Raw genomic sequence first — 19,316 nt, forward strand, 5'->3', positions numbered from 1 at the left:
GGTGGGACGACAGTGAGGCGATATCGACCTGACCTTCGTGCTGCGCGGTGCCGGCTGCCCGGCCCACCCGCATCCGGCCGTCAGCTCCGACAACAGCCCTGTGAGGAACGACCCTTCATGAACACAACGCGACGACTCCGCCGCTGGGGTGCCGCCGCCGGTGCGGGGGTGGCCATGCTCGCCCTGTCCGCCCCGCCGGTGACAGCAGCCCAGGCGAGCACGGCACACCCCGCGCCCGCGCCCGCCACCACCGCCGACGCGGTCAAGGCCTACGTCTACGGCTATCCGCTGGTCCTGGCGCGCGCCACCGAGCAGGCGTCCACCAACGTCCGCAAGCCCGATCCGGCGACCCTGCGGGCACCGGTGAACCAGTTCGTCAAGGCGGACAGAGCTCCCGGCCCGGAGTTCCACACCGTGGTGGCCCCGAACGTCGACACCCTGTACACCTCGGCGTGGCTGGACCTGAAGAAGGGGCCGGTCGTGCTCCATGTGCCGGACACCAAGGGCCGGTACTTCATGATGCCCATGCTCAACGCCTGGACCGACGTCTTCGCCTCCCCGGGAACCCGCACCACCGGCAGCTCGGCCGGCGACTTCGCCCTCACCGGCCCCGGCTGGCACGGCCGGCTGCCCGCCGGAGTCAAGCAGATCAAGTCGCCGACCCGGACCGCGTGGATCCTCGGCCGGACGCAGTTCGACGGCCCCTCCGACCTGCCCGCGGTCAAGGACCTGGTGCGCCACTACACCCTCACACCGCTCCGCGACTACGGCCACCACCACACCCCGCCGCCGGGTCACGTCGACCCGAACGTCCCCACCACCTCGCCGGCCGCCCGCGTCGCCGGCATGGACGCGCAGACCTTCTTCTCCCAACTCGCCTCGTCCATGGCCACCAACCCGCCCGCGAAGAAGGACGCTCGTATGGTGGCCACCCTGGCCCGTCTGGGCATCGTCCCCGGCAGGCCGTTCGACATCGACGCCAAGGGTCCTGCCACGGCAGAGGCCCTGCGCCAGGCCGTACCCGCGGCCCAGAAGCGGATCCGGGCCGCGCTCGCCACGTCCGGGAACGACGTGAACGGCTGGCGCGTCTCGCTCAACCTGGGCGACTACGGCACCGACTACCTGCTGCGCGCGACAACCGCCTGGCAAGGGCTCGGCGCCAACCTCCCGCAGGACGCCGTCTACCCGATCGTCCGCACCGACAGCCGGGGCAGGCCGCTGACCGGAGCCAAGCGGTACGTCCTTCACTTCACCCCCGGGCAGACCCCGCCGGTGAAGGCCTTCTGGTCCCTCACGATGTACGACCCGGACGGCTTCCTGGTGCGCAACCCGATCCACCGCTACGAGGTCGGCCACGCCGTCAAGCCGGCCCGCAACCCCGACGGATCCACGGACATCTACCTCCAGCACGACGCCCCGGCAGGCAAGAAGTCCAACTGGCTGCCCGCACCGAGCGGCCGGTTCTCCATGATCCTTCGTATGTACCGGCCCAAGTCCAGTGTCCTCGACGGCACCTGGTCCCCGCCCGCGGTCACCATGATCAGCTGACGCGGGCCTTCCGGCGGCACGCCCCCCCCACGAAGCAGCGGTCACACTCGCCTCGCTCCTGCTCCGGGCGGGATCCGTGTGAGGACGGACCCCGGGGGCTGCCGCCGTCGCGACCCGGCGGCGGCAGCCCCCGCGGGATTCAGGCCTTGCGGGGGGGGGGAGCCGCCGAAAGCGTCGCCGCGGAACGTGCAGTCCGACGACGCCTCTGTACTCGTACTGGGCGCCGCGCTCGGGACCACCTGGCACATGTGGTGGGCAATTTTTTGCGTATGACATTCATTTTCATGTAGCTTTCTGGGTCTGCAGCCGTGATTCATCAGGAGGTTCCCCCAGTGGCCGTTCCCAAGCGCAAGATGTCCCGCAGCAACACCCGCCACCGCCGCGCGCAGTGGAAGGCGAGCACCCCCGACCTCGCCCCGGTCTACGTCGGCGGGGTCGAGTACCAGGTGCCGCGTCGTCTGGCGCGCGCCTATGAGCGTGGGCTGCTGCCGCTCCCTGGGAAGTGACAGGCGCACGCCGCAGTACACCCCAGTCGATCCCGTACGAACAGGAACCGTCCGTGCCTGCCGCTGCCGCACCCGCCGCCATCGACCGCTCTCTGCCCGTCACCGTGCTCTCCGGATTCCTTGGGGCCGGCAAGACCACGCTGCTCAATCACGTCCTGAACAACCGCGCGGGGCTTCGCGTGGCGGTGATCGTGAACGACATGAGCGAGGTCAATATCGATGCGGCGCTGGTGCGCGACGGGGGAGCGGAGCTGTCGCGTACCGAGGAGCGGCTGGTGGAGATGACCAACGGCTGCATCTGCTGCACGCTGCGGGATGACCTGCTGGAGGAGGTGGACAGGCTCGCTCGCGCGGGCCGGTTCGACTACTTGCTCATTGAGTCCAGCGGCATCTCCGAGCCCATGCCGGTGGCGGCCACGTTCTCGTTCGCCCGCGACGACGGCGCGATGCTCGCGGACGTCGCGGACCTGGACACCATGGTCACAGTCGTCGACGCCGCCAACTTCCTCCCCGAGCTGGCGCGTGGCGACGAACTGACGGAGCGCGGTCTTGACCAGTATGAGGACGACGAACGCACGGTCAGTGACCTGCTGATGGACCAGGTCGAATTCGCCGACGTGATCGTGCTCAACAAGCTCGACCTCGTCGGCGAGGACGAGACGGACCGGCTCAAGGCCACCCTGGCCCGCCTCAACCCCTCGGCCCACATCGTGCCCGTCCGCCACGGGCAGGTGGACCCGATCGAGATCCTCGGCACCGGCCGGTTCGACGTGGAGAAGGCCCAGCAGGCCCCGGGCTGGGTCGCCGAACTCAACGGAGACCACGTCCCGGAGACCGAGGAGTACGGGATCTCCAGCCTCGTCTTCCGCGCCGAACAGTACTTCCACCCCGAGCGGTTGTGGCGGTTCGTCGCCGAGGAGTTGGACAGCGGGGCGTACGGCGGCATCTTGCGCTCCAAGGGCTTCTTCCGGCTCGCGACGCGGCCCGCCGTCACCGGGCTGTGGTCCCAGGCCGGCGTCGTCGCCCGCTTCGAGCCCGCCGGCGTCCGCAGTGGCGAACAGCAGGCGCAGGAGCTGGTTTTCATCGGCACCGCCCTGCGCAGGGAGGCCCTGGCCGAACGGCTCGCCGCCTGCCTCCTGCGGGACGGCGAGATCGCCGCCGGGCTGGGCGATCCGTTCCCGTCCTGGGAGACGTACGGCATCGACGATGCATGCGAGCACGAGCAGGGCCGCGAGGCCGTCCCCACTGGCTGAAGGCCATGTACCGATGCCGGACCAGCTACCTGTTGGTCCGGCATCGGCGTTTTGCCATCCAGAAGAATGTTGGCGGTGTAGAGCAGCAGCCGGTTGTAGCGGTGCGGTACCCGTACGTCCTCGGTGAAGGAGTCAGGTGGCACGAGGCGCGTTCCGAGGGCGTCGACCAGGTTGTTGTGCGGCGAGGCCACCATGTTTCCGCCGAGCCGGCCGCCGGCGGCTGCGCACCATTTTCCGGACAAGGAGAATCACCATGCCGTTCCCTTCCTCAGATCCCCGCAGGTCACTGCGCTGAGGGCGGCCGTACGACGGCTGCTCGCCCTCGATGAGGACGTCGCCGCCCTGATCCGCCGGCTCGCCCGTGCCGAGCGTGGCTGCTCGCCGCTGGAAACCGTCATCGCCAACGAGTCCGGTGAGGTGGGAGTGGACGGGCCCGGCCCGCGGTTCCTGGTGGCCGCCGAACGGGAGGGGACGCTGTGGCCTATTGCCCGCCGGACGGGAACGCGCTGTGAGGCTGCGTCGATACGTCCCTGCTGCGCACGCCCATGTCATCAGTTGCGGCTCGACCGACTCTGCGCGGCCGTCGCGGATTCGTCCTCCTCCAGCCCCATGTCCGCCCCTGTGGCGAGGTGGAGTTTCGCGCGGCCCATCTCCTTGCGTGCCAGGTCCTGGACGCGGTGCATCAGCGTGGTGCCGATGTCCGACCGCGCAAGCGCGGGTGCGTCCGGAGGTGGTTGAGTTCGCCCCAGTGTGCGATGAATGAGTGCGGGTCACGGGCGTACCACCGGCCATCCCGCCAAGTGCCCTCGATGGTGGCGATCAGCGGCCGGCCGGAGGCGGGCCGGCGGCTGGGCCGAAGCGCTCCCAAGCGTCGCCCGGGGCTGGACTGCCCTTTCGTGTATGCCGGGTTGGGCAGTGCCGTGGCTGCGACCACTGCCCAACCCGGAGTCTTCACGCCTTCGGCTTCGGTGGAAGTGCCGGGGTCGGGCGTCAGTCCGGCGCGATAAAGGTCACCAACTGCTCTTGGTGACGCCGGGGAGCTCGCCCGCGTGTGCCATTTCGCGTACACGAATGCGGGAGAGGCCGAAGGTGCGCAGGTGGCCGCGGGGGCGTCCGTCGACCGCGTCGCGGTTGCGGACCCGGGTGGCGCTGGCGTCGCGCGGCTGACGGCGCAGCTCCTGCTGTGCGGCCGCGCGCGCGTCGTCGGACGTCCCCGGATTGGCGATGATCGCCTTCAGCTCGGCGCGGCGCTCGGCGTACCGGGCGACGATCCCGCGCCGCTGTTCATTCTTGGCGATCTTGCTCTTCTTCGCCATCAGATCTTTCCTCCCTGGTTACGGATACGGGCCACGGCGGCCTCGATGCCGATCGTGTCGACGGTCTTGATGCCCTTGGTGCTGAGCGTGAGCCGGACGTAGCGGTTCTCGCTCGGCAGCCAGTAGCGCTTGTGCTGGATGTTGGGGTCGAACCGGCGCTTGGTGCGGCGGTGTGAGTGGGAGATGTTGTTGCCGAAGCCGGGTTGCCGGCCGGTGAGTTGGCAGTGGGCGGACATGGTCCCCCTTGTGTCGTGGGCGGTCGTCAGGTCGGCACCGTACCAGCTTGGTGAAAATGAAAACCATTTGTGTATGCTGCTCGGCATGGCTCGTAACGAACTGCGTCCGATCATCAAGCTGCGGTCCACGGCCGGGACTGGCTACACGTACGTGACCCGCAAGAACCGCCGAAATGACCCGGATCGCCTGACCCTGCGCAAGTACGACCCCGTCGTCGGTCGTCACGTCGATTTCCGCGAGGAGCGCTGACCCCCATGAAGCCCGGAATCCACCCCGAATACCGGCCCGTCGTCTTCCGTGACAGCGCCGGAGACTTCGCCTTCCTCACCCGCTCCACCGCCACCAGCGACAAGACGATGGAATGGGAGGACGGCAACACCTACCCCGTCATCGACGTCGAGATCTCCTCGGCGAGCCACCCGTTCTACACCGGTACCCAGCGCGTGCTGGACACCGCGGGCCGTGTTGAGCGCTTCCAGCGCCGGTATGGGCGGGGGGAACGGTGAGCCCGGCCGAGCGCCGGCTGCCGGTGGTGATCGTCGGCGGGCTGTGCGAAGGCGCCCGCCGCGCCGCGGTGGGGGACCTCCTGCACTCGGTGCCCGGGACCGTGGTGCTGCACCACGACCTGTCGTCCGGGTCCGAAAGCTCGGTCCACCGCACCATTCGCGACAACACCGGCCCGGTCGACAGCGGTCACACCCCTCTGGTCAACGACTGCGCGTGCTGTGCGCTGCGCGAGGACCTGGTCCCCGAACTGGTGCGGCTGGCCGACGCCGGAACGTACCGCCTGGCCGTCGTCGAGCTGTGGGACTCGGTCGAGCCGCAGGCCATGGCCGCCGTCGTCGCTGCCGAGAGCGAATCGCTGGAGCTGACCGGGGTGGCCACCGCGGTCGACCCCGCGCTCGTCTTGCCGTACCTGTCGAACGGGGACGACTTGGCTGAGGCCGGTCTCGCGGCCGCTCCCGCCGATCAGCGCACGGTCGCCGACACCTTCGCCCGGCAGATCGAATACCCCACGGTGCTCGCCCTCGCCCCAGGCGACGAAACGGCGGACGACGCCGACCTCGCACTGCTCGCCCAACTCACCCCGGCCGCACAGCGTTTGTGGGTCGGCGAGGGCATACTCGGCCCGGCCCTGATGGCCGGATTCGACGTCGAGGCGGCGGCCGCCCGGCAGCACCCGGCGTGCGCGCTGCTGCCGCAGGAGGCCGACGAACACGGGGTCGACACCCTCGTATGGCGGCGGGAACGGCCCTTCCACCCGGGGCGGCTCCACGCGGCCCTGGAGGATCTGGTCTGCGCCGCCGCTCGCATCCGGGGCCGGTTCTGGCTGGCCGACCGGCCCGACACGCTGCTGTCGTGGGACGCTGCCGGCGGCGCGCTGTGCGTGGAATCGGCGGGCCCTTGGCTTGCCGCGCTGCCGGACGCCGCCTGGGAAATGGTGCCCGCCGAACGCCGCGTCGCCGCCTCCCTCGACTGGCACCCCGAACACGGCGACCGGTGCCAGCACCTCACCTTCACCTGTCCCGGCCTCGACCGCGACAACCTGCTGGCCCTGCTGGACTCGTGCCTGCTCACCGATGCCGAGTACGCGGCCGGGCCGCAGTCCTGGAGAGAGCTGTCGCACGCCTTCGACGAACTGCTCGACCCCGTCGCCTGAGCCCGAAACCCAGTCACCCCCAACAACCGGAAGGAACGGACCGAACCCCATGCCCCGTCACCCCCATCTCAAGAACAAGCCCGCCAAGCGGAAGGTCAATCCGCTGGACGCCGCCGGCATCACCTACGTCGACTACAAGGACACCGACCTGCTGCGGAAGTTCATCTCCGACCGCGGCAAGATCCGCAGCCGCCGGGTGACCAACGTGACCAGGCAGCAGCAGCGGCAGGTAGCCAGCGCCGTCAAGAACGCTCGCGAGATGGCCCTCATCCCCTACGCCTCCCGATAGTCAGCCAGGAGGAGAGCAGAAGTGCCGTTGACGATGCTGCGGGCACGAAAGGCCGCCCACACACTCGTTGCCGCCCTCGCGCAGGCGGGACGGGGAACACCGGCAGGGCGCCGGAACGGGGACTGCTGAGCATCGTCTCGGGCAACACTCCGCAGCCGCCCAGTGGACGCGTTACGCCGCGCCTGACGCCGTGGTGTTGTCAGTTTCGGTCGACGACGAGGAAGGAGGGCGATACCTGTTCGTGCGGCGGGTCGTCCCGTGCGACGATGGGCAGCTTCGGGACGAGCCAGTGCTGCAACGGCGTTTGTGCTGATGGGTGGGCAGTTCTGTGGGCGGTGTCCGCGTCGTGTGTAGTGACTGATGCGGACTTGGCAGTCGTCCAAGCAGCCCCGGGCGGTCGCGACTCGCTACGACAAACACGGCTATGTCTTCCTCGGCACCGCCACCGCGGCGTCCGTCGCCATCTGGCTCCGAACATGACCTCCTCTGCACCCCAGCAGTAGACGCTCTGGTTCTGGCGCCGGGCGCTGCTGATGAGAACAGCCAGATCACTCACGATCGCGTCGGCGATCTCCGTGACGTGTTCGGCTGATCCCAGTAGGGCCGGTGTCACAGGCGTGCTGGCATGGCTCAGGTCGAGACAGGCGTACGGGTGAGATCTGAGAGCGCGAGGGGGTGAGTGAGATGTCGACACACCCTGCAAGGCCGCTTTGATGGGCCGGTAGACGCCCCGGTCCTGATCGCGAGCAAGGCACCCGCGTCCTTACCGGTGGATCATGGTGTGCTATGAAGCGGCGGTCACCCGGTCGTCCACGCCATCTTCACGATGAGGCTCTGACCTGCTAAAACCACGCTTCGGGCGCGATCGGCGGGCACATTCCGGCGGCTCTTCCCGACCCGGGTGTCAGGATCGCGTCACGGAGTCGGTAGCGTGGCCGGGTGAGTGAGAAGACCCTGCAGTACCGGATCGACGGCCCCGACGACGCCCCCGTACTCGTACTGGGCGCCGCGCTCGGGACCACCTGGCACAGGTCGTAACCCGTGTCCTGGGGCGTCCAGCCGAAGCAGGGAGTGGCTCCCAAGGCCATCTCGGAGCCCTGAGTCCGGGGCCGTCCACACAGTCTGTGAGACACGTGTGAGAGCACGTGAGAACCCCAACGCCCTGGACGTATCCTCCACGCTCCCTGTTCCGTCCCAGGTGGGGCGGACGCTCGTAGGGCTATACCGCGGGCGCCATCTCCGCGTGCGCGTAGACCACGTGTCGACGCCCGCCCGCACAGCAGCATCTGCGCGACAATCACCTCCTCCCGGACCCGGAGGACCACGAGGCGCTCCGGACCGCGCAGCGCCATGCGGGCAACTCCGACCTGGCCGCTCTGCTTCATCGCGTCCGCAACAACCGGTACGGGCGGGCGCCGGCTTCCTCGACGCCCAGGAAGTACGACCTGTCCCATGCGACGGGGTCGATCTGGTCTGACGGCAGGAAGCCGAGCACCTCGATCGTCTTCACGCCGGGAAGGGGCAGATCCGCGAGATCGCTGTCGTTCAGCACGACGGTGCGGCCATCCGGAGCCTCGTTCTCTGGGGGACCGTTCCCTGTTGCGTGACGTCGCAGATCCCCTCTTCGTTGGGGGTGCTGCGACGGTTCTCCGGGGGTGTGGCTCCGCGGTAGATCGTTGCGCGCAGAGAGAGGGGTTCGGATGCAGGCGCTGCCCGTGCGGGTGCCTTCAGGAAGTACGTACTGGACGGTTCTGGACGACGAACTACGCGTGGTCGCGGAGGCGGATGCGTTCCTGCGCGAGCTGCGCTTTGGGCGGAGCCGCGCGGTCGAGACCACGAAGTCCTACGCCGGTGGGATCGTGTTGTATCTGCGGTGGTGCCGGGACACTCGCCGGGAATGGCGTACGGCGGCCCGCGACCTGGGGCTGTTCATGCTGTGGCTGAAGTGGAATCCGGGCGGCGATGAGTCGGTGCGCGTGGTCGTGCCGGGGCCGGGCTCGAAGCAGGTGCGGCGTGAGAGCCGGATCAACAAGGTCCTGACCTCCGTGCGGGGATTTTTGGTGCACGCGGTGATCTCGAAGAAGGCCCCGGCGTGGGTGATGGAACTCCTCTACGAGCTGGGGGATGACCGGGATCTCCCTGCGCAGGCGCGTGGGGAAAGCGAGGGGATGCGCTACCGGCTGCGGGCCCGGCACCGGCTCCAGGAACCGGAGACCGCTGTCGACCGCGCCTCGGACCAGGAGATCGTCGCGATGTTCGGGGCCTGCCGCTCGGCCCGGGACCGGCTGATCGTCCTGCTGTTGGGACGGGCGGGGCTGCGGCGTGGGCAGGCGGCCGGCCTTCGCCGATCGGACATGCATTTGCTGATGGACTCCCGGGCCCTGGGCTGCGCGGTGGAAGGCGCCCACGTGCATGTCGTGCGCCGGGAGAACCCGAACCGGGCGTACTCGAAGTCACGCAAGGCGTTCGTGCTGCCGGTGGACTTCCTGGTGGTGCAGGCGCTCGACCTGTACATGATGGAGCGTCACGACGTGCTGGGCTCGGGCGGCAGCGACTTCCTGCTGGTCAACCTGTTCCGGCAGCCGCTGGGCTCGCCGGTCACTCCCGAGGCCTGTCGTTCCGAAGCTGATCGGCAAGCCTGCGATGGAGCAGCGTCAACCCATCCATGATCCAGCCTGGAACTCCAGGCGTCTCGTCTCCCTCGCGAGAGGCGTCCGCTGATCGAACGCCCCGGATCGCAGCGATAGGGGTACCCACGGTGGCCAGGAATGACGCAGCAATAGGTTCAGGTCCGCCCACGGCGGCTGTTACGAGTGCTGCAGCACCGATCGCTGCCTTTGAGTTGAACGGTCGACGGGCTCGTGGCCGCTCAGCCTCCGCGCGAGCCCAGGTCCGCAGTGAGATCAATCCGCAAAGGGGCAGCGGGGTGTGGTGGCCGCCGCCCGGGGCTCCTGTCTGCGATTCAAGGCGCAGACCCGGCTCGACCGTCGAACCAGGCCCGGCTCTCCGGCTGGTTAGGCCAGATGAGGGCCAAGATCGCGGGCACCAGCCAAATCACCCCGAGGATGGGTATCACCCGGTAAAACGCAGGGGCGAAAGGGAGGGCGGTCCAGCCGTATACGAAGGCCGAGACTCGCAGGTTGGGGTGTCGGGTCGGGAACTTGAGGGCGGTGAGGATGCCCCACGCGGCCACGGCCAGCACGAGGATCCCGGCAAAGACGACTCGCCCCGCGTGTGCCTCACCCGGAGTCTGACAGCACGGAGTCGATGCGTCACCTTCGCCCCAGATTGAAGTGGCGACGGCAACGCTATTGGTCACCAGAGCAAGACCGAGTACGGCCTGCATGGCACCGAGGATCATCATCAGCACACGCAACCGCCGGACCGGCTCGGGCATCTGCGCCCCAGGAGGTACTGGAGGATGCCCGGGCCCCCAGGTCTGGCCCGGACCACCAATTCCAGCGGACCCCGGGGCTCCACTCGCCCGCGCACGTTCCCAGGGCCGCCTACTCTCAGGCTCGTCCATGTCGTCTGGTCTCACCCTGTTGCCCTCCCCCGGCATGGCTCACGTGTACGCGCCATCTTCCAGTGGCATGGGGCGGCTGTCCAGAACGCAACAGGACGTACCGATGGCAGCCGGTTCCGGCGTCCGCTACAGGATGAAGTCCAGGAGCGGACGTCTGCTTCTCACGTTTGAGTCGGAGCAGACCCCGGGGTGGCCGAACTCAGTCGAGACTCTGGCACCACATGTGCGGCCCGAGGACCGCACACCCCCTCCAGACGCAATGCATACCGAGTACCTGGACCTTAAAGAACAAGGTCAGAACCTGTTTCTGAACTCGAACCGTCGAGACGCGATGGCTGTGTCGGGGTATGGACGGGTGAGGAGACGGACAGCACCGAGCCGGACACCGGCGATGAGGACAAGGTCCTGCCCGAACTTCTCGTGGCTCGGGCGGACGGGATGTGTGCCCCTCGTGCGGAACTCGTCCGCAGTCCAGGCTGGCAGCTTGCAGTCCGGCGGGCTCTGTGGTTTTTCGCGGTGTCTCATACCGCGGCGTACGGTGCGCCGGGCTGAGTCATTTGGCACCAGGGCGACCTTCCCACGGCAACAATGGACGTTGTTGCAAACACAGTTGGGGGTGCTGATGGTTGAGACAGTGGTTCAGATCTTCACGCAGATGGCTGGCGGGGCTCTGACTTCGGTGGGTACCGGGGTGGGACAAGCGGTATCAGACATCGTGCGCGAGCGCTTCGCGACAGATGAACGTGGCCGTTCGGCAGTACAGGCAGTCGACGACCAGCCCGGAAGCCCGGAGGCGACAGCCTCACTCAGATCCGTGCTGCGAGCCGAGTTGGAGGCTGACCCGGAGTTCGCCCGGAAGATCTCCGCAGCCTTGGAAGAGCCCCCGACTGCCACCTCCTCACGCTCGGCCTCTGGCAGCATCACGATTGACGGCACAACGATGCGGGGTAACCAGACAATCGCCCTCGGGCCCGTGACGTTCCACAACACACGCAACGTCCGTCTGTCCCTGGCCGGTGCCGCCTTGGCCTTTCTCGCCCTGGTCATCTTGGGAATCTACGGCGGGACACGGCTGGTCACCGGGGGCGACCCCGGTCAGGAAAGAGCTGTGACGGCGCTGAGCGCCGCAGATCTGCGTCAGGTAATCCCCGGCCCTGGGAGCGTGCCGGCAAAGTGGACACGGCCCAAGCCGCCCGAGCACGTGACGTTAAGGCAAGCTCCAGGGTTGGTCGCGACCGAGGCCGTCGGCTATCTGATGGGGGATCCGGACGCCGGGCTGTCCCTTATTGCCGCCGGTTTCACGGACGCGGGCAAGGCCAGCGATTTCCTCCGCGCCATGAAGAAGTCGGGGGACCCGGACGGAAAGGCAGAGAAGGAGGGCGCCAGCGTCCCGATGCCGGAAATCGGGGATGAACTCTGGGCCGTAGCAGAACCCGCCAGCAGTATGCGCAGGCTGCGTGCGCCACCTGGGGCGGGGTGATAGGCAGGCGGTTCGGATTCTTCTTGCCCCTGGCGAGACGCCTGGTCATGAGGGTAATCGCCACCCAAGTGATCAAAGTTTCGGAGTGCTGGACGAGTCGTTCGTAGTCGCGTGCATGTCGGCGGGCGTGCATCATCCAGGCCCATATTCGTTCGACGAACCAGCAGCACGATAAACCAGGAGGCGTCCTTGGGGCGGCTCACGGTCTTGATCGTGAGGCTGAGGCACTTCTTTGCCCAGGTCACGAGCTTTCCGGCGTAGGCGGAGTCTGCCCAGACGATGGTGATCTCGGGATGCCTCCGCGCACTGGAAGTGCTGTCTGCGGAGGGGCGACGGCTGAACCCCGACGACACCACCGTCCACAAGGTCTCCGCCCAGTGATCTGAGCCGCGAACCAGATCGTTTGCGACGGGACAGCAGCACACGCTGACATCCGCCGGAGACGCGAGATGGATCCCTCGATCCAGCGGTGGCGCCACACCTGTTGCACTCGATACGGTGGGCTGCACCGGCGCTGAGCTGTACTAACCCCTAGCGCCCGCGCTCACGCAACGGTCCGAGCCCAGAGAAAGCTCATAGCTGCGAGCGACCTCCTGGTACGGCACCTCGACGCCTTCAGCCTCGCAGATGCGCCGTTGCCGGATTCCGGCCCCATCGACGGCATGCACGAGAGGAGGGCCGGGTCCGGGCGGCCAACTCGTGCAGCTGGGTCGCGAGGCGTTCCTCCCGTCGCAGCAGACAAGGTGACCTGGGGTTTTCGGAGCCGACGAGGTCAGCCTGGGAGGGGGATGAACAGTAGGATGCCGTGGTCGGTTGCGGCGGTGTAGCAGGAAGTGCCGGGGAAGGTGGCGGTGTAGAAGGGGGTGGCGATGGCGAAGACGGGGACGATGGCGTTGTGGATGGTGGCGGTGCCGTTGGCGTCGGTGACGGCGGTGCCGAGGTTGACCGGGCCGAAGAGCGTGGTGGCGGTGAAGGTCACCGGCTGACCGGCCACCGGCATCCCCGAGGTGGTCGTCAGGGTGGCGCTGAGGGTGGGGATGTAGAACTCGGGCAGCGGGGTCAGCCGGAGCCGGATCGTGCCTGGCTGCGCGGTCAGCTTTGTGGGGGTGCGGTTCACGGTGACGGGGGTGCTGGCGTTGGAGCCGGTGAAGCAGCTGTCGCCGTTGTAGGTGGCGGTGAGGGTGCCGGTGGTCAGGGCGGTGGTGGTCAAGCAGGCCTGCCCCGATGCGTTGACGGGGACGATCTGGGTCTGGCCGTTGGGGAGGGTGAAGGTGACCGTGCCGGTCGGCACTGTGGTGGTGGCTGGTGCCGGGGTGATGGTCGCGCATGCGGTCACGTTCTGACCGCAGGTGGAGGGGTTCGGCGTCACCGACAGCGTCGTCGTGGTGGGGTTGGGGCTCACGGTGACGGGGGTGGGGTTGCCGTTCACGGTCGCGGTGAACGTACCGGCGGTGTAGGTGTGGGTGGTCTGCCCGCTCCCGGTGGCGTCCAGGGGGACGGTGACCGTGGGGCTGGCGTCCCCGAAGTCCACCACCGCGCTCCCGTTCGGGGTCCCCCCGGAAATGCTGAACGTCACCGGTTGCCCGCCCACCGGCGCCGCCGGCGAGGTCGTCACCGTCAACGGCGAAATCTCCGTCACGTTCGCCGAGTTGGCGTTGGTGACGTAGACGTTGCTGTTCGGCGCCGCCGCCACCGAGAACGGGAACGCGCCGACGGGGACGGTGGCCAGGACCGTGTTCGTGGTGCTGCTGATCACCGTCACGTTGTTGGAACTGCTGTTGCCGACGTAGACGTTGCCGGTCGGCGCCACCGCCACCCCGAACGGGCCCCCGCCGGTGGGGACGGTGGCCAGGACCGTGTTCGTGGCGCTGTCGATCACCGTCACGTTGTTCGAAACGGTGTTGGTGACGTAGACGTTGCCGTTGGGCGCCACCGCGATCACCCCCGGGACCGTGCCGGCGGGGACGGTGGCCACGACCGTGTTCGTGGCGCTGTCGATCACCGTCACGTTGTTCGAGGTCTGGTTGGCGATGTAGACGTTGCCGTTCGGCGCCACCGCCGCCGCGCCCGGGAACCCACCGGTGGGGAGGGTGGTCAGGACGGTGTTCGTGGCGCTGCTGATCACCGTCACGGTGTTCGCGTTCCGGTTGGCGACGTAGACGTTGCCGTTCGCCGCCACCGCCACCGCGTCCGGGACCGCGCCGACGGGGACGGTGGCCAGGACCGTGTTCGTGGCGCTGCTGATCACCGTCACGTTGTTCGACGTGCTGTTGGCGACGTAGACGTTGCCGTTCGGCGCCACCGCCAGTGCGAACGGGCCCCCGCCGACGGGGACGGTGGCCAGGACGGTGTTCGTGGCGCTGCTGATCACCGTCACGTTGTTCGAGCTCTGGTTGGTGACGTAGACGTTGCCGTTCTGCGCCACCGCAATCATGGCCGGGCCTGAGCCGGCGGGGACGGTGGCCAGGACGGTGTTCGTGGTGCTGCTGATCACGGTCACGTTGCTCGAATTGGCGTTGCCGACGTAGACGTTGCCGTTCGGGGCCACCGCCACCGCCAGCGGGCTCGTGCCCGCCGGGATCGTCACCGTGGAGAACGCCGCACTGAACGGCGCGACCGCAAGCCCCCGTACCGCGGCCACCTCGGATCCACCGGCCGGTACAACCGGCCGAACCCCGCCGGCTACCGCCGGAGCTCCCCACCAACCCGTAATCGGTTCCATGACAAACCTCTCTCAGCTGAGAGGGCCGCCCAAGAACTCCCACCGGGGCCCGCGTCGCATGGCGCCGGTATACGCGAACCGGATCACCGCTTGCACACCGGGACAGAAAGCGGGCACGCCGACATGTACCACGCACCCGCGCGCCACAGGGGTTGCCCATCTCTCCCCGGAGAGATGGGCAACCCACCGGAATGGTCACCACCATTAACCCGAAATGGCCAATGGAACACCACCCTCTTGACTCGACTATCACCCGGACAGACCAATGCACAGCCCAACCCGGGCACGCCGTACGAGACGACGAACTGCCACGCAATGTGGCCGGAGCGTGGAGCTGAGCAGAGGGACGAGGCGAAAAGGGCCTGCGGATGGGTACGGGGCAGTGCAATGCGAAGCGCTACAACCGCTTCCCGCGTGAAGTGATCGCCGAGGGCCGGGCCAAGCCGAGGTGCTCGCTGACGCTGGGATTTCGTGGACCTATCTCGGTCTGAGCGAATCGGACGGCATTCTCGTCGAGGAGATTCGCCGCGGCATGAGGTCAGGCAGCGGAGATCTGAGCGCGAAGGGGGTGAGTGAGATATCGACACCCCCTGCGAGGCCGCTTTGGTGGGCCGGTAGACGCCCCGGTCCTGATCACGAGCAAGGCACCCGTGTCCGTACCGGCGGATCATGGTGAGCTACCACGAGCCGGGTCATCCGGTTGTCTGCGCCGGCAAGGCCGTTTCCTTCGGATCATCTGATTGTTGGTCTGGTGTGTCGTTGACTGACGCCCAGTGGGCACGGATCGAACCGCTGTTGCCGGACCGGACACCTCGGCGGGGTGGGCGGTGGCGTGATCACCGGCAGGTGATCGACGCGATCGCGTTCAAGTACCGCACCGGGACACCGTGGATGGACCTTCCCGAGCACTTCGGCTCGTGGAAGGGCGCCCACAACCGGCTGAGGAAATGGGCCGCTGACGGCACCTGGGAGAAGGTGTTCACCGCCCTGCTCACGCAGGCCGACGCCGAGGGCGACTTGGACTGGATCGTCGCGGTCGACTCCACCATCGTCCGCGCTCACCAGCACGCCGCCGGGGCTCGTCAAAAGGGGCCCCGGCCGGCGAGCCGCGCGATCATGCCCTCGGACGGTCCCGCGGCGGACTGACCACCAAGATCCACCTCGCGGCCGACAGCCGCTGCCGACCGTTTGCGTGCGCCATCACACCCGGCCAGGCCGGTGACGCACCCGCCTTCCCACAGGTCATGGCCCGCTTACGGGTGCCCAGACCGGTCGGGCGGCCCAGAACGACCCCGGACGTGGTTCTGGCTGACAAGACACCCCATGCAGCTATCGGGTCAAGCAGCTGCTGCGAGCGGGGGCAGTAGCGGCGGGGCGAAGGCGATCGCTTCGTCGAACTTCTGATGGCTCGTCAAGCAGTGGTGGAGCTGGCCGAGCATGCGGTTGAAGAGGCGGTGGAGGGCGGCGTGGTAGCGATCGCCGGTGTCTCGTCGGTGGTTGTAGTGAGCATGGGCTCCGGGTGAGGCGGTGAGCGCGGCGAACGCCCAGTGCCGGCCGGTCTCGGCCAGGCGCCTGTTCTTGATCCGGCGATGGCTGACACGGCGGCTCTTGCCGGATTCACGGGTCACCGGGGCGCTTCCGGCGTAGGCGTTCAGGTCGCGGGCGGTGTCGAACCTGGTGCGGTCGTCCCCGATCTCGGCGAGTATCCGAGCGCCGGTGAGCACGGCAAGACCGGGAAAGCTCGTGATGATCTCCGCGTCGGGATGCTGAAGAAAGAGCTCTTCGGTGTCACGCGCCAGGTCCTCGCAGGCCCGGCAGGCCGCGTCGAGCTGGGCGAGCAGTGCGAGTGTCTGGTGCCCCATCGCCGTCTCCACCAGGGCCGGTTGGCGGAGCGAGGGTCGGCGGAAGACCTCAAGGAGCCGATCGGTCTCGGCCTCGATCCGGCGTTGGCGGCCGGCGCGCGTGACGGCGGCCCTCACCCGGCCCCTGCCAAGACTGGCCTAACGGCCAACCCACGGCGCCTATTAGAAGCCGTTGTCGTACCGATCTTGGTGAGCATAGGTTCGATTGCGGCGGCTCGACCAGGTGATCTTGTGGCGTGCTGTGCATGAAGGCAGGGCCTCTGGTGCCGCTCGGGATTGTCGAAGACTATGAGCACGCCAGGAGGCCCTGTTGACGCAGTTCTACGCCCTCGCGTCGGTCGGGTCCAGTTCGGTTGCTCAGTCGTGTGATTGCCTCGCTCACCGGTTCGGGAATGCCGGGGACCGTCCGCAGAGGCGGCCGAGGTACCCGTCCGATATGAGCGACGCGGAGTGGGCGGTCGTCCGCGACGCAATGCCGGTCCCGGAGTGGCTGGAGGGCCGGGGCGGGCAGCCGGAGGGCTACTGCCACCGGCAGATGGTCGACGCGGTGCGCTGCCTGGTCGCGGGCGGCATCACCTGGCGGGCGATGCCCGCGGACTTCCCTGCCTGGGACCGCGTCTACGCCTTCTTCCGACGCTGGCGGGACAAGGGCCTGGTCGCCGAGTTCCACGACCGGTTCCGCGATCGGGTCCGCGAGGCGGCGGACCGGGATCCGGAGCCGACCGCGGGCATCATCGACGCACAGTCGGTGAAGGCGGCCGCGTCGGTGCCGGCCTCAAGCCGGGGATTCGACGGCGGGAAGAAAGTCAACGGCCGCAAACGGCACATCGTGGTGGACACCCTCGGGCTGCTGCTGGCCGTGATGGTCACCGCGACCTGCGCCACCGACCGGGACGCGGGTCAGACGCTGCTGGCCCAGCTGCGTGAACGGCACTGGCGCATCGCACTGGTGTGGGCCGACGGCGGCTACACTGGGCGCCTGGTCGACTTCGCCCGCGACGCCCTGCGCGTCGCGCTGAGTGTGGTTAAACGCAGCGACGACGCCGCCGGGTTCACGGTGCTGCCCAAGAGGTGGCTGGTGGAGCGGACGTTCGCTTGGCTGATGCGCTCACGCCGCCTCGCCCGCGACTACGAGGGCCGCACCGACACCTCGGAGGCGGTGATCCGATGGTCGATGAGCATGGTCATGAGCCGCCGACTCGCCCGGCGACCACGCTGAACATCCCTGGACGTTCCTCTGCCAGCCAGCCCCGCGCTGCCAGACGCTTCGCCTTCGACCGCACCCCTTCAACCTTCGCGGGAACCGGCTGAAGGCCCAGCCCTGCGGCAAGTTGCCGGCAGTCCATCGCCCCGGCGCCAGACCGCCCGTGGCCGGTCAGGATCTCCATGATCCTCCGGTAGTCCGGTGCCAGCACCGCAGCGGCGAGCCCATCGCGCCACACCGGGACCACCGAACCGGGCCCCGCAGCCGCGACCGGCACCGCAGGCTCATCGGACACGGCCACAGGCACGTCCACGTGACCGTGTGACTCCGCCAGGACCTCCCCGACCGTCTCACGGGCGATCACGAACCGCTCCCACACAGCCTCCGCCTCCCGCAGCTCGGCCTGAAGGGCTTCCACGTGCTGCCGAGCAGCGCGTTCGCGCTCTTCCAACAACCCCATCACCGACGGCATCCCGGAACCTCCACCGAAGAGACGACACGACCCCCCGTCCCTGCCGCCGAGAGACCGGCCCTATGCCTAACCAGCGGAAAAACACCCGTCACTCTCGGTACGACAACGGCTTCTAAGGGCCTTCTGACGTGGCGAGGTGTCCGATGGTTTGCTGTGGAGAGTGGACGGTGGGGTGGGCTGTGGGAGATCGCATGTCCGTTGCTGTCGCCGGCCAAGGTGAGGCTGCAAGAGAGACAGCGGCAGCACGGCGATAGGCCTAACGGGTGAAATTCTGTCGATCTCTTGTGGTGCAACGTGCGGTGGTGGGTTACTGCTGTTATCCGCGTTTCGGGCCGCCCATTCGGGTGTGTATTTGACCGGTGCCGGTCTGGGGCCGGTCGCCTGCTCGCTGTTGGCCCATGCGGTGGAGCAGACATTTCCGTGTGCGGGGGAAAGTTCCTCCGCCGACCTGAGGGAGTGTCATGTTCACCTTGACATCGCCATCGCCGCAGGCCGCTCAGGCGCGCGCTGCCGGGTTCACCGCCTCGTTCGCGGCGGGGGTCTCCATTCCCGTGGGTGACACGCCCCAGGGAATCGCCCTGACGCCCGGTGGGGCACGCGCGTATGTAGCCAACCGGGGCTCGAACACGGTCAGTGTGATCGACACCGCCACGAAACACCGTCACCGCCACCATCCCCACGGGGGCCGCTCCCACCTTCGTGGCGATCAGTCCGGGACGGCACCCGGGCATATGTGACCATCAACGCAGACGGTCTGCTCAGCGTGATCGACCACCGCCACGAACGCCATCGTCGCGGACGTCGCCGTAGCGGGAGCTTCTGGTAGTAGCGGCCTCCCGGACGGCACCCGCGTCTATGTGTCGGGACAGCCTACGAACACGGTCAGTGTGATCGACACCGCCACGAACACCGTCACCGCCACCGTCCCCGTGGGGGATGCGCCGATCGGCGTGGCCATCACCCCGGACGGGACGCGCGTCTACGTCGCGTGTCTCGCCTCGAACGCGGTGAGCGTGATCGACACCGCCACGAACACCACCACTGACACGATCCCCGTCGGTATCCTCCCCATCCTGCTGACGGTCGCCCCCGACGGGGCGCATGTCTACGTCACGAACGTCGGCGACTCCACGGTGAGTGTGATCGACACCGCCGCCAACACCGTCACCGCCACCATCGGCGTCAGCGCCCAGCCACGTTTGACGACGGTGAGCCCGGACGGCAAGCATGCCTACGTGCGA

20 protein-coding genes and 4 pseudogenes are annotated in these 19,316 nt (G+C 68.1%); 14 read left to right on the plus strand and 10 right to left on the minus strand.

Features of this window, described 5'->3' with window-relative positions:
* Positions 1 to 117: 117 nt before the first annotated feature.
* The 3 genes from Scani_RS39510 to Scani_RS39520 all read left to right on the plus strand — a co-directional run bounded on the left by Scani_RS39510 (position 118) and on the right by Scani_RS39520 (position 3,307).
* Entirely contained in the window at positions 118 to 1,548 is a 1,431-nt protein-coding gene (locus Scani_RS39510; protein WP_218039252.1) for a DUF1254 domain-containing protein, read from the plus strand.
* A 332-nt stretch (positions 1,549 to 1,880) separates the two neighbouring features.
* Positions 1,881 to 2,054 (plus strand): 50S ribosomal protein L32, encoded by a 174-nt coding sequence (gene rpmF / locus Scani_RS39515; RefSeq protein WP_159482846.1) that lies wholly within the window; start codon positions 1,881 to 1,883, stop codon positions 2,052 to 2,054.
* An 80-nt stretch (positions 2,055 to 2,134) separates the two neighbouring features.
* Positions 2,135 to 3,307 carry a GTP-binding protein gene (locus Scani_RS39520; protein WP_159482901.1) on the plus strand — a complete coding sequence of 391 codons (1,173 nt, stop codon included), beginning with the start codon at positions 2,135 to 2,137 and terminating at the stop codon, positions 3,305 to 3,307.
* 62 nt (positions 3,308 to 3,369) lie between these two features.
* Here Scani_RS39520 and Scani_RS42390 read toward each other — a convergent pair.
* The 4 genes and pseudogenes from Scani_RS42390 to rpmB form a co-directional block, all read right to left on the minus strand.
* A pseudogene (locus Scani_RS42390) lies at positions 3,370 to 3,522 on the minus strand (DUF6445 family protein); the annotation flags it as partial.
* 336 nt (positions 3,523 to 3,858) lie between these two features.
* On the minus strand, positions 3,859 to 3,990 hold the full coding sequence (locus tag Scani_RS41905) for a hypothetical protein (protein WP_281392360.1): 132 nt from the start codon (positions 3,988 to 3,990) through the stop codon (positions 3,859 to 3,861).
* Between the two features lie 327 nt (positions 3,991 to 4,317).
* Positions 4,318 to 4,623, minus strand: a complete 306-nt coding sequence (rpsN, locus tag Scani_RS39525; protein WP_088800789.1) for a 30S ribosomal protein S14 — start codon at positions 4,621 to 4,623, stop codon at positions 4,318 to 4,320.
* The gene (rpmB, locus tag Scani_RS39530) at positions 4,623 to 4,859 is read right to left on the minus strand and encodes a 50S ribosomal protein L28 (protein ID WP_159482847.1); all 237 of its coding nucleotides are present in this window, start codon (positions 4,857 to 4,859) and stop codon (positions 4,623 to 4,625) included. Before rpmB ends, rpsN begins: the two co-directional genes overlap by 1 nt.
* An 85-nt stretch (positions 4,860 to 4,944) precedes the next feature.
* Between rpmB and rpmG the strand changes: the two genes are divergently transcribed.
* From rpmG to Scani_RS39555, 5 genes and pseudogenes are all read left to right on the plus strand, one after another.
* On the plus strand, positions 4,945 to 5,109 hold the full coding sequence (gene rpmG, locus Scani_RS39535; RefSeq protein ID WP_026252351.1) for a 50S ribosomal protein L33: 165 nt from the start codon (positions 4,945 to 4,947) through the stop codon (positions 5,107 to 5,109).
* A gap of 5 nt (positions 5,110 to 5,114) precedes the next feature.
* Positions 5,115 to 5,366, plus strand: a complete 252-nt coding sequence (locus Scani_RS39540; RefSeq protein WP_159482848.1) for a type B 50S ribosomal protein L31 — start codon at positions 5,115 to 5,117, stop codon at positions 5,364 to 5,366.
* Complete coding sequence (locus tag Scani_RS39545; RefSeq protein WP_159482849.1) at positions 5,363 to 6,520, plus strand: GTP-binding protein; 1,158 nt, start codon at positions 5,363 to 5,365, stop codon at positions 6,518 to 6,520. Before Scani_RS39540 ends, Scani_RS39545 begins: the two co-directional genes overlap by 4 nt.
* A gap of 49 nt (positions 6,521 to 6,569) precedes the next feature.
* Positions 6,570 to 6,809, plus strand: coding sequence for a 30S ribosomal protein S18 (gene rpsR, locus Scani_RS39550; protein WP_159482850.1), 240 nt, complete (start codon positions 6,570 to 6,572; stop codon positions 6,807 to 6,809).
* A gap of 939 nt (positions 6,810 to 7,748) precedes the next feature.
* A pseudogene (locus Scani_RS39555) lies at positions 7,749 to 7,838 on the plus strand (3-oxoadipate enol-lactone hydrolase); the annotation flags it as partial.
* Between the two features lie 352 nt (positions 7,839 to 8,190).
* Here the strand turns inward: Scani_RS39555 and Scani_RS39560 are convergent.
* On the minus strand, positions 8,191 to 8,361 hold the full coding sequence (locus Scani_RS39560) for a Ku protein (RefSeq protein WP_159482852.1): 171 nt from the start codon (positions 8,359 to 8,361) through the stop codon (positions 8,191 to 8,193).
* Positions 8,362 to 8,509: 148 nt separating this feature from the next.
* Between Scani_RS39560 and Scani_RS39565 the strand changes: the two genes are divergently transcribed.
* Positions 8,510 to 9,478, plus strand: a complete 969-nt coding sequence (locus Scani_RS39565; protein WP_159482853.1) for a site-specific integrase — start codon at positions 8,510 to 8,512, stop codon at positions 9,476 to 9,478.
* A gap of 293 nt (positions 9,479 to 9,771) precedes the next feature.
* On the opposite strand, the gene Scani_RS39570 is transcribed toward Scani_RS39565, so the two are convergent.
* Positions 9,772 to 10,206 (minus strand): AdipoR/hemolysin III family protein, encoded by a 435-nt coding sequence (locus tag Scani_RS39570; protein ID WP_159475554.1) that lies wholly within the window; start codon positions 10,204 to 10,206, stop codon positions 9,772 to 9,774.
* Between the two features lie 745 nt (positions 10,207 to 10,951).
* Here Scani_RS39570 and Scani_RS40195 point away from each other — a divergent pair.
* Positions 10,952 to 11,815, plus strand: a complete 864-nt coding sequence (locus Scani_RS40195) for a hypothetical protein (RefSeq protein ID WP_218039256.1) — start codon at positions 10,952 to 10,954, stop codon at positions 11,813 to 11,815.
* Here the strand turns inward: Scani_RS40195 and Scani_RS39575 are convergent.
* Both Scani_RS39575 and Scani_RS39585 read right to left on the minus strand, forming a co-directional pair.
* Positions 11,781 to 12,111 (minus strand): annotated as a pseudogene (locus Scani_RS39575) (IS5-like element IS4811 family transposase); the annotation flags it as partial. The gene Scani_RS40195 and the pseudogene Scani_RS39575 overlap by 35 nt on opposite strands.
* Before the next feature lie 476 nt (positions 12,112 to 12,587).
* Positions 12,588 to 14,456 carry a virginiamycin B lyase family protein gene (locus tag Scani_RS39585; protein ID WP_159482854.1) on the minus strand — a complete coding sequence of 623 codons (1,869 nt, stop codon included), beginning with the start codon at positions 14,454 to 14,456 and terminating at the stop codon, positions 12,588 to 12,590.
* An 834-nt stretch (positions 14,457 to 15,290) separates the two neighbouring features.
* Here Scani_RS39585 and Scani_RS39590 point away from each other — a divergent pair.
* A pseudogene (locus Scani_RS39590) lies at positions 15,291 to 15,853 on the plus strand (IS5 family transposase); the annotation flags it as partial.
* Positions 15,854 to 15,874: 21 nt separating this feature from the next.
* Here the strand turns inward: Scani_RS39590 and Scani_RS39595 are convergent.
* Positions 15,875 to 16,399, minus strand: coding sequence for a transposase (locus tag Scani_RS39595; protein ID WP_159475548.1), 525 nt, complete (start codon positions 16,397 to 16,399; stop codon positions 15,875 to 15,877).
* A 436-nt stretch (positions 16,400 to 16,835) separates the two neighbouring features.
* On the opposite strand from Scani_RS39595, the gene Scani_RS39600 reads away from it, so the two are divergent.
* Positions 16,836 to 17,618, plus strand: a complete 783-nt coding sequence (locus Scani_RS39600) for an IS5 family transposase (RefSeq protein WP_159475545.1) — start codon at positions 16,836 to 16,838, stop codon at positions 17,616 to 17,618.
* Here the strand turns inward: Scani_RS39600 and Scani_RS39605 are convergent.
* A complete protein-coding gene (locus Scani_RS39605) occupies positions 17,584 to 18,075 on the minus strand; it encodes a hypothetical protein (protein WP_159475542.1) in 492 nt (163 codons plus the stop codon). The two genes, Scani_RS39600 and Scani_RS39605, sit on opposite strands and share 35 nt — an antisense overlap.
* 461 nt (positions 18,076 to 18,536) lie before the next feature.
* On the opposite strand from Scani_RS39605, the gene Scani_RS41555 reads away from it, so the two are divergent.
* On the plus strand, positions 18,537 to 18,812 hold the full coding sequence (locus Scani_RS41555) for a YncE family protein (RefSeq protein WP_246296528.1): 276 nt from the start codon (positions 18,537 to 18,539) through the stop codon (positions 18,810 to 18,812).
* Positions 18,813 to 18,863: 51 nt separating this feature from the next.
* Positions 18,864 to 19,316, plus strand: a 453-nt coding sequence (locus tag Scani_RS41560; RefSeq protein WP_371872457.1) for a YncE family protein, incomplete at its 3' end; no start/stop codon positions are given.

This window comes from Streptomyces caniferus (assembly GCF_009811555.1).
Classification (GTDB): domain Bacteria; phylum Actinomycetota; class Actinomycetes; order Streptomycetales; family Streptomycetaceae; genus Streptomyces; species Streptomyces caniferus.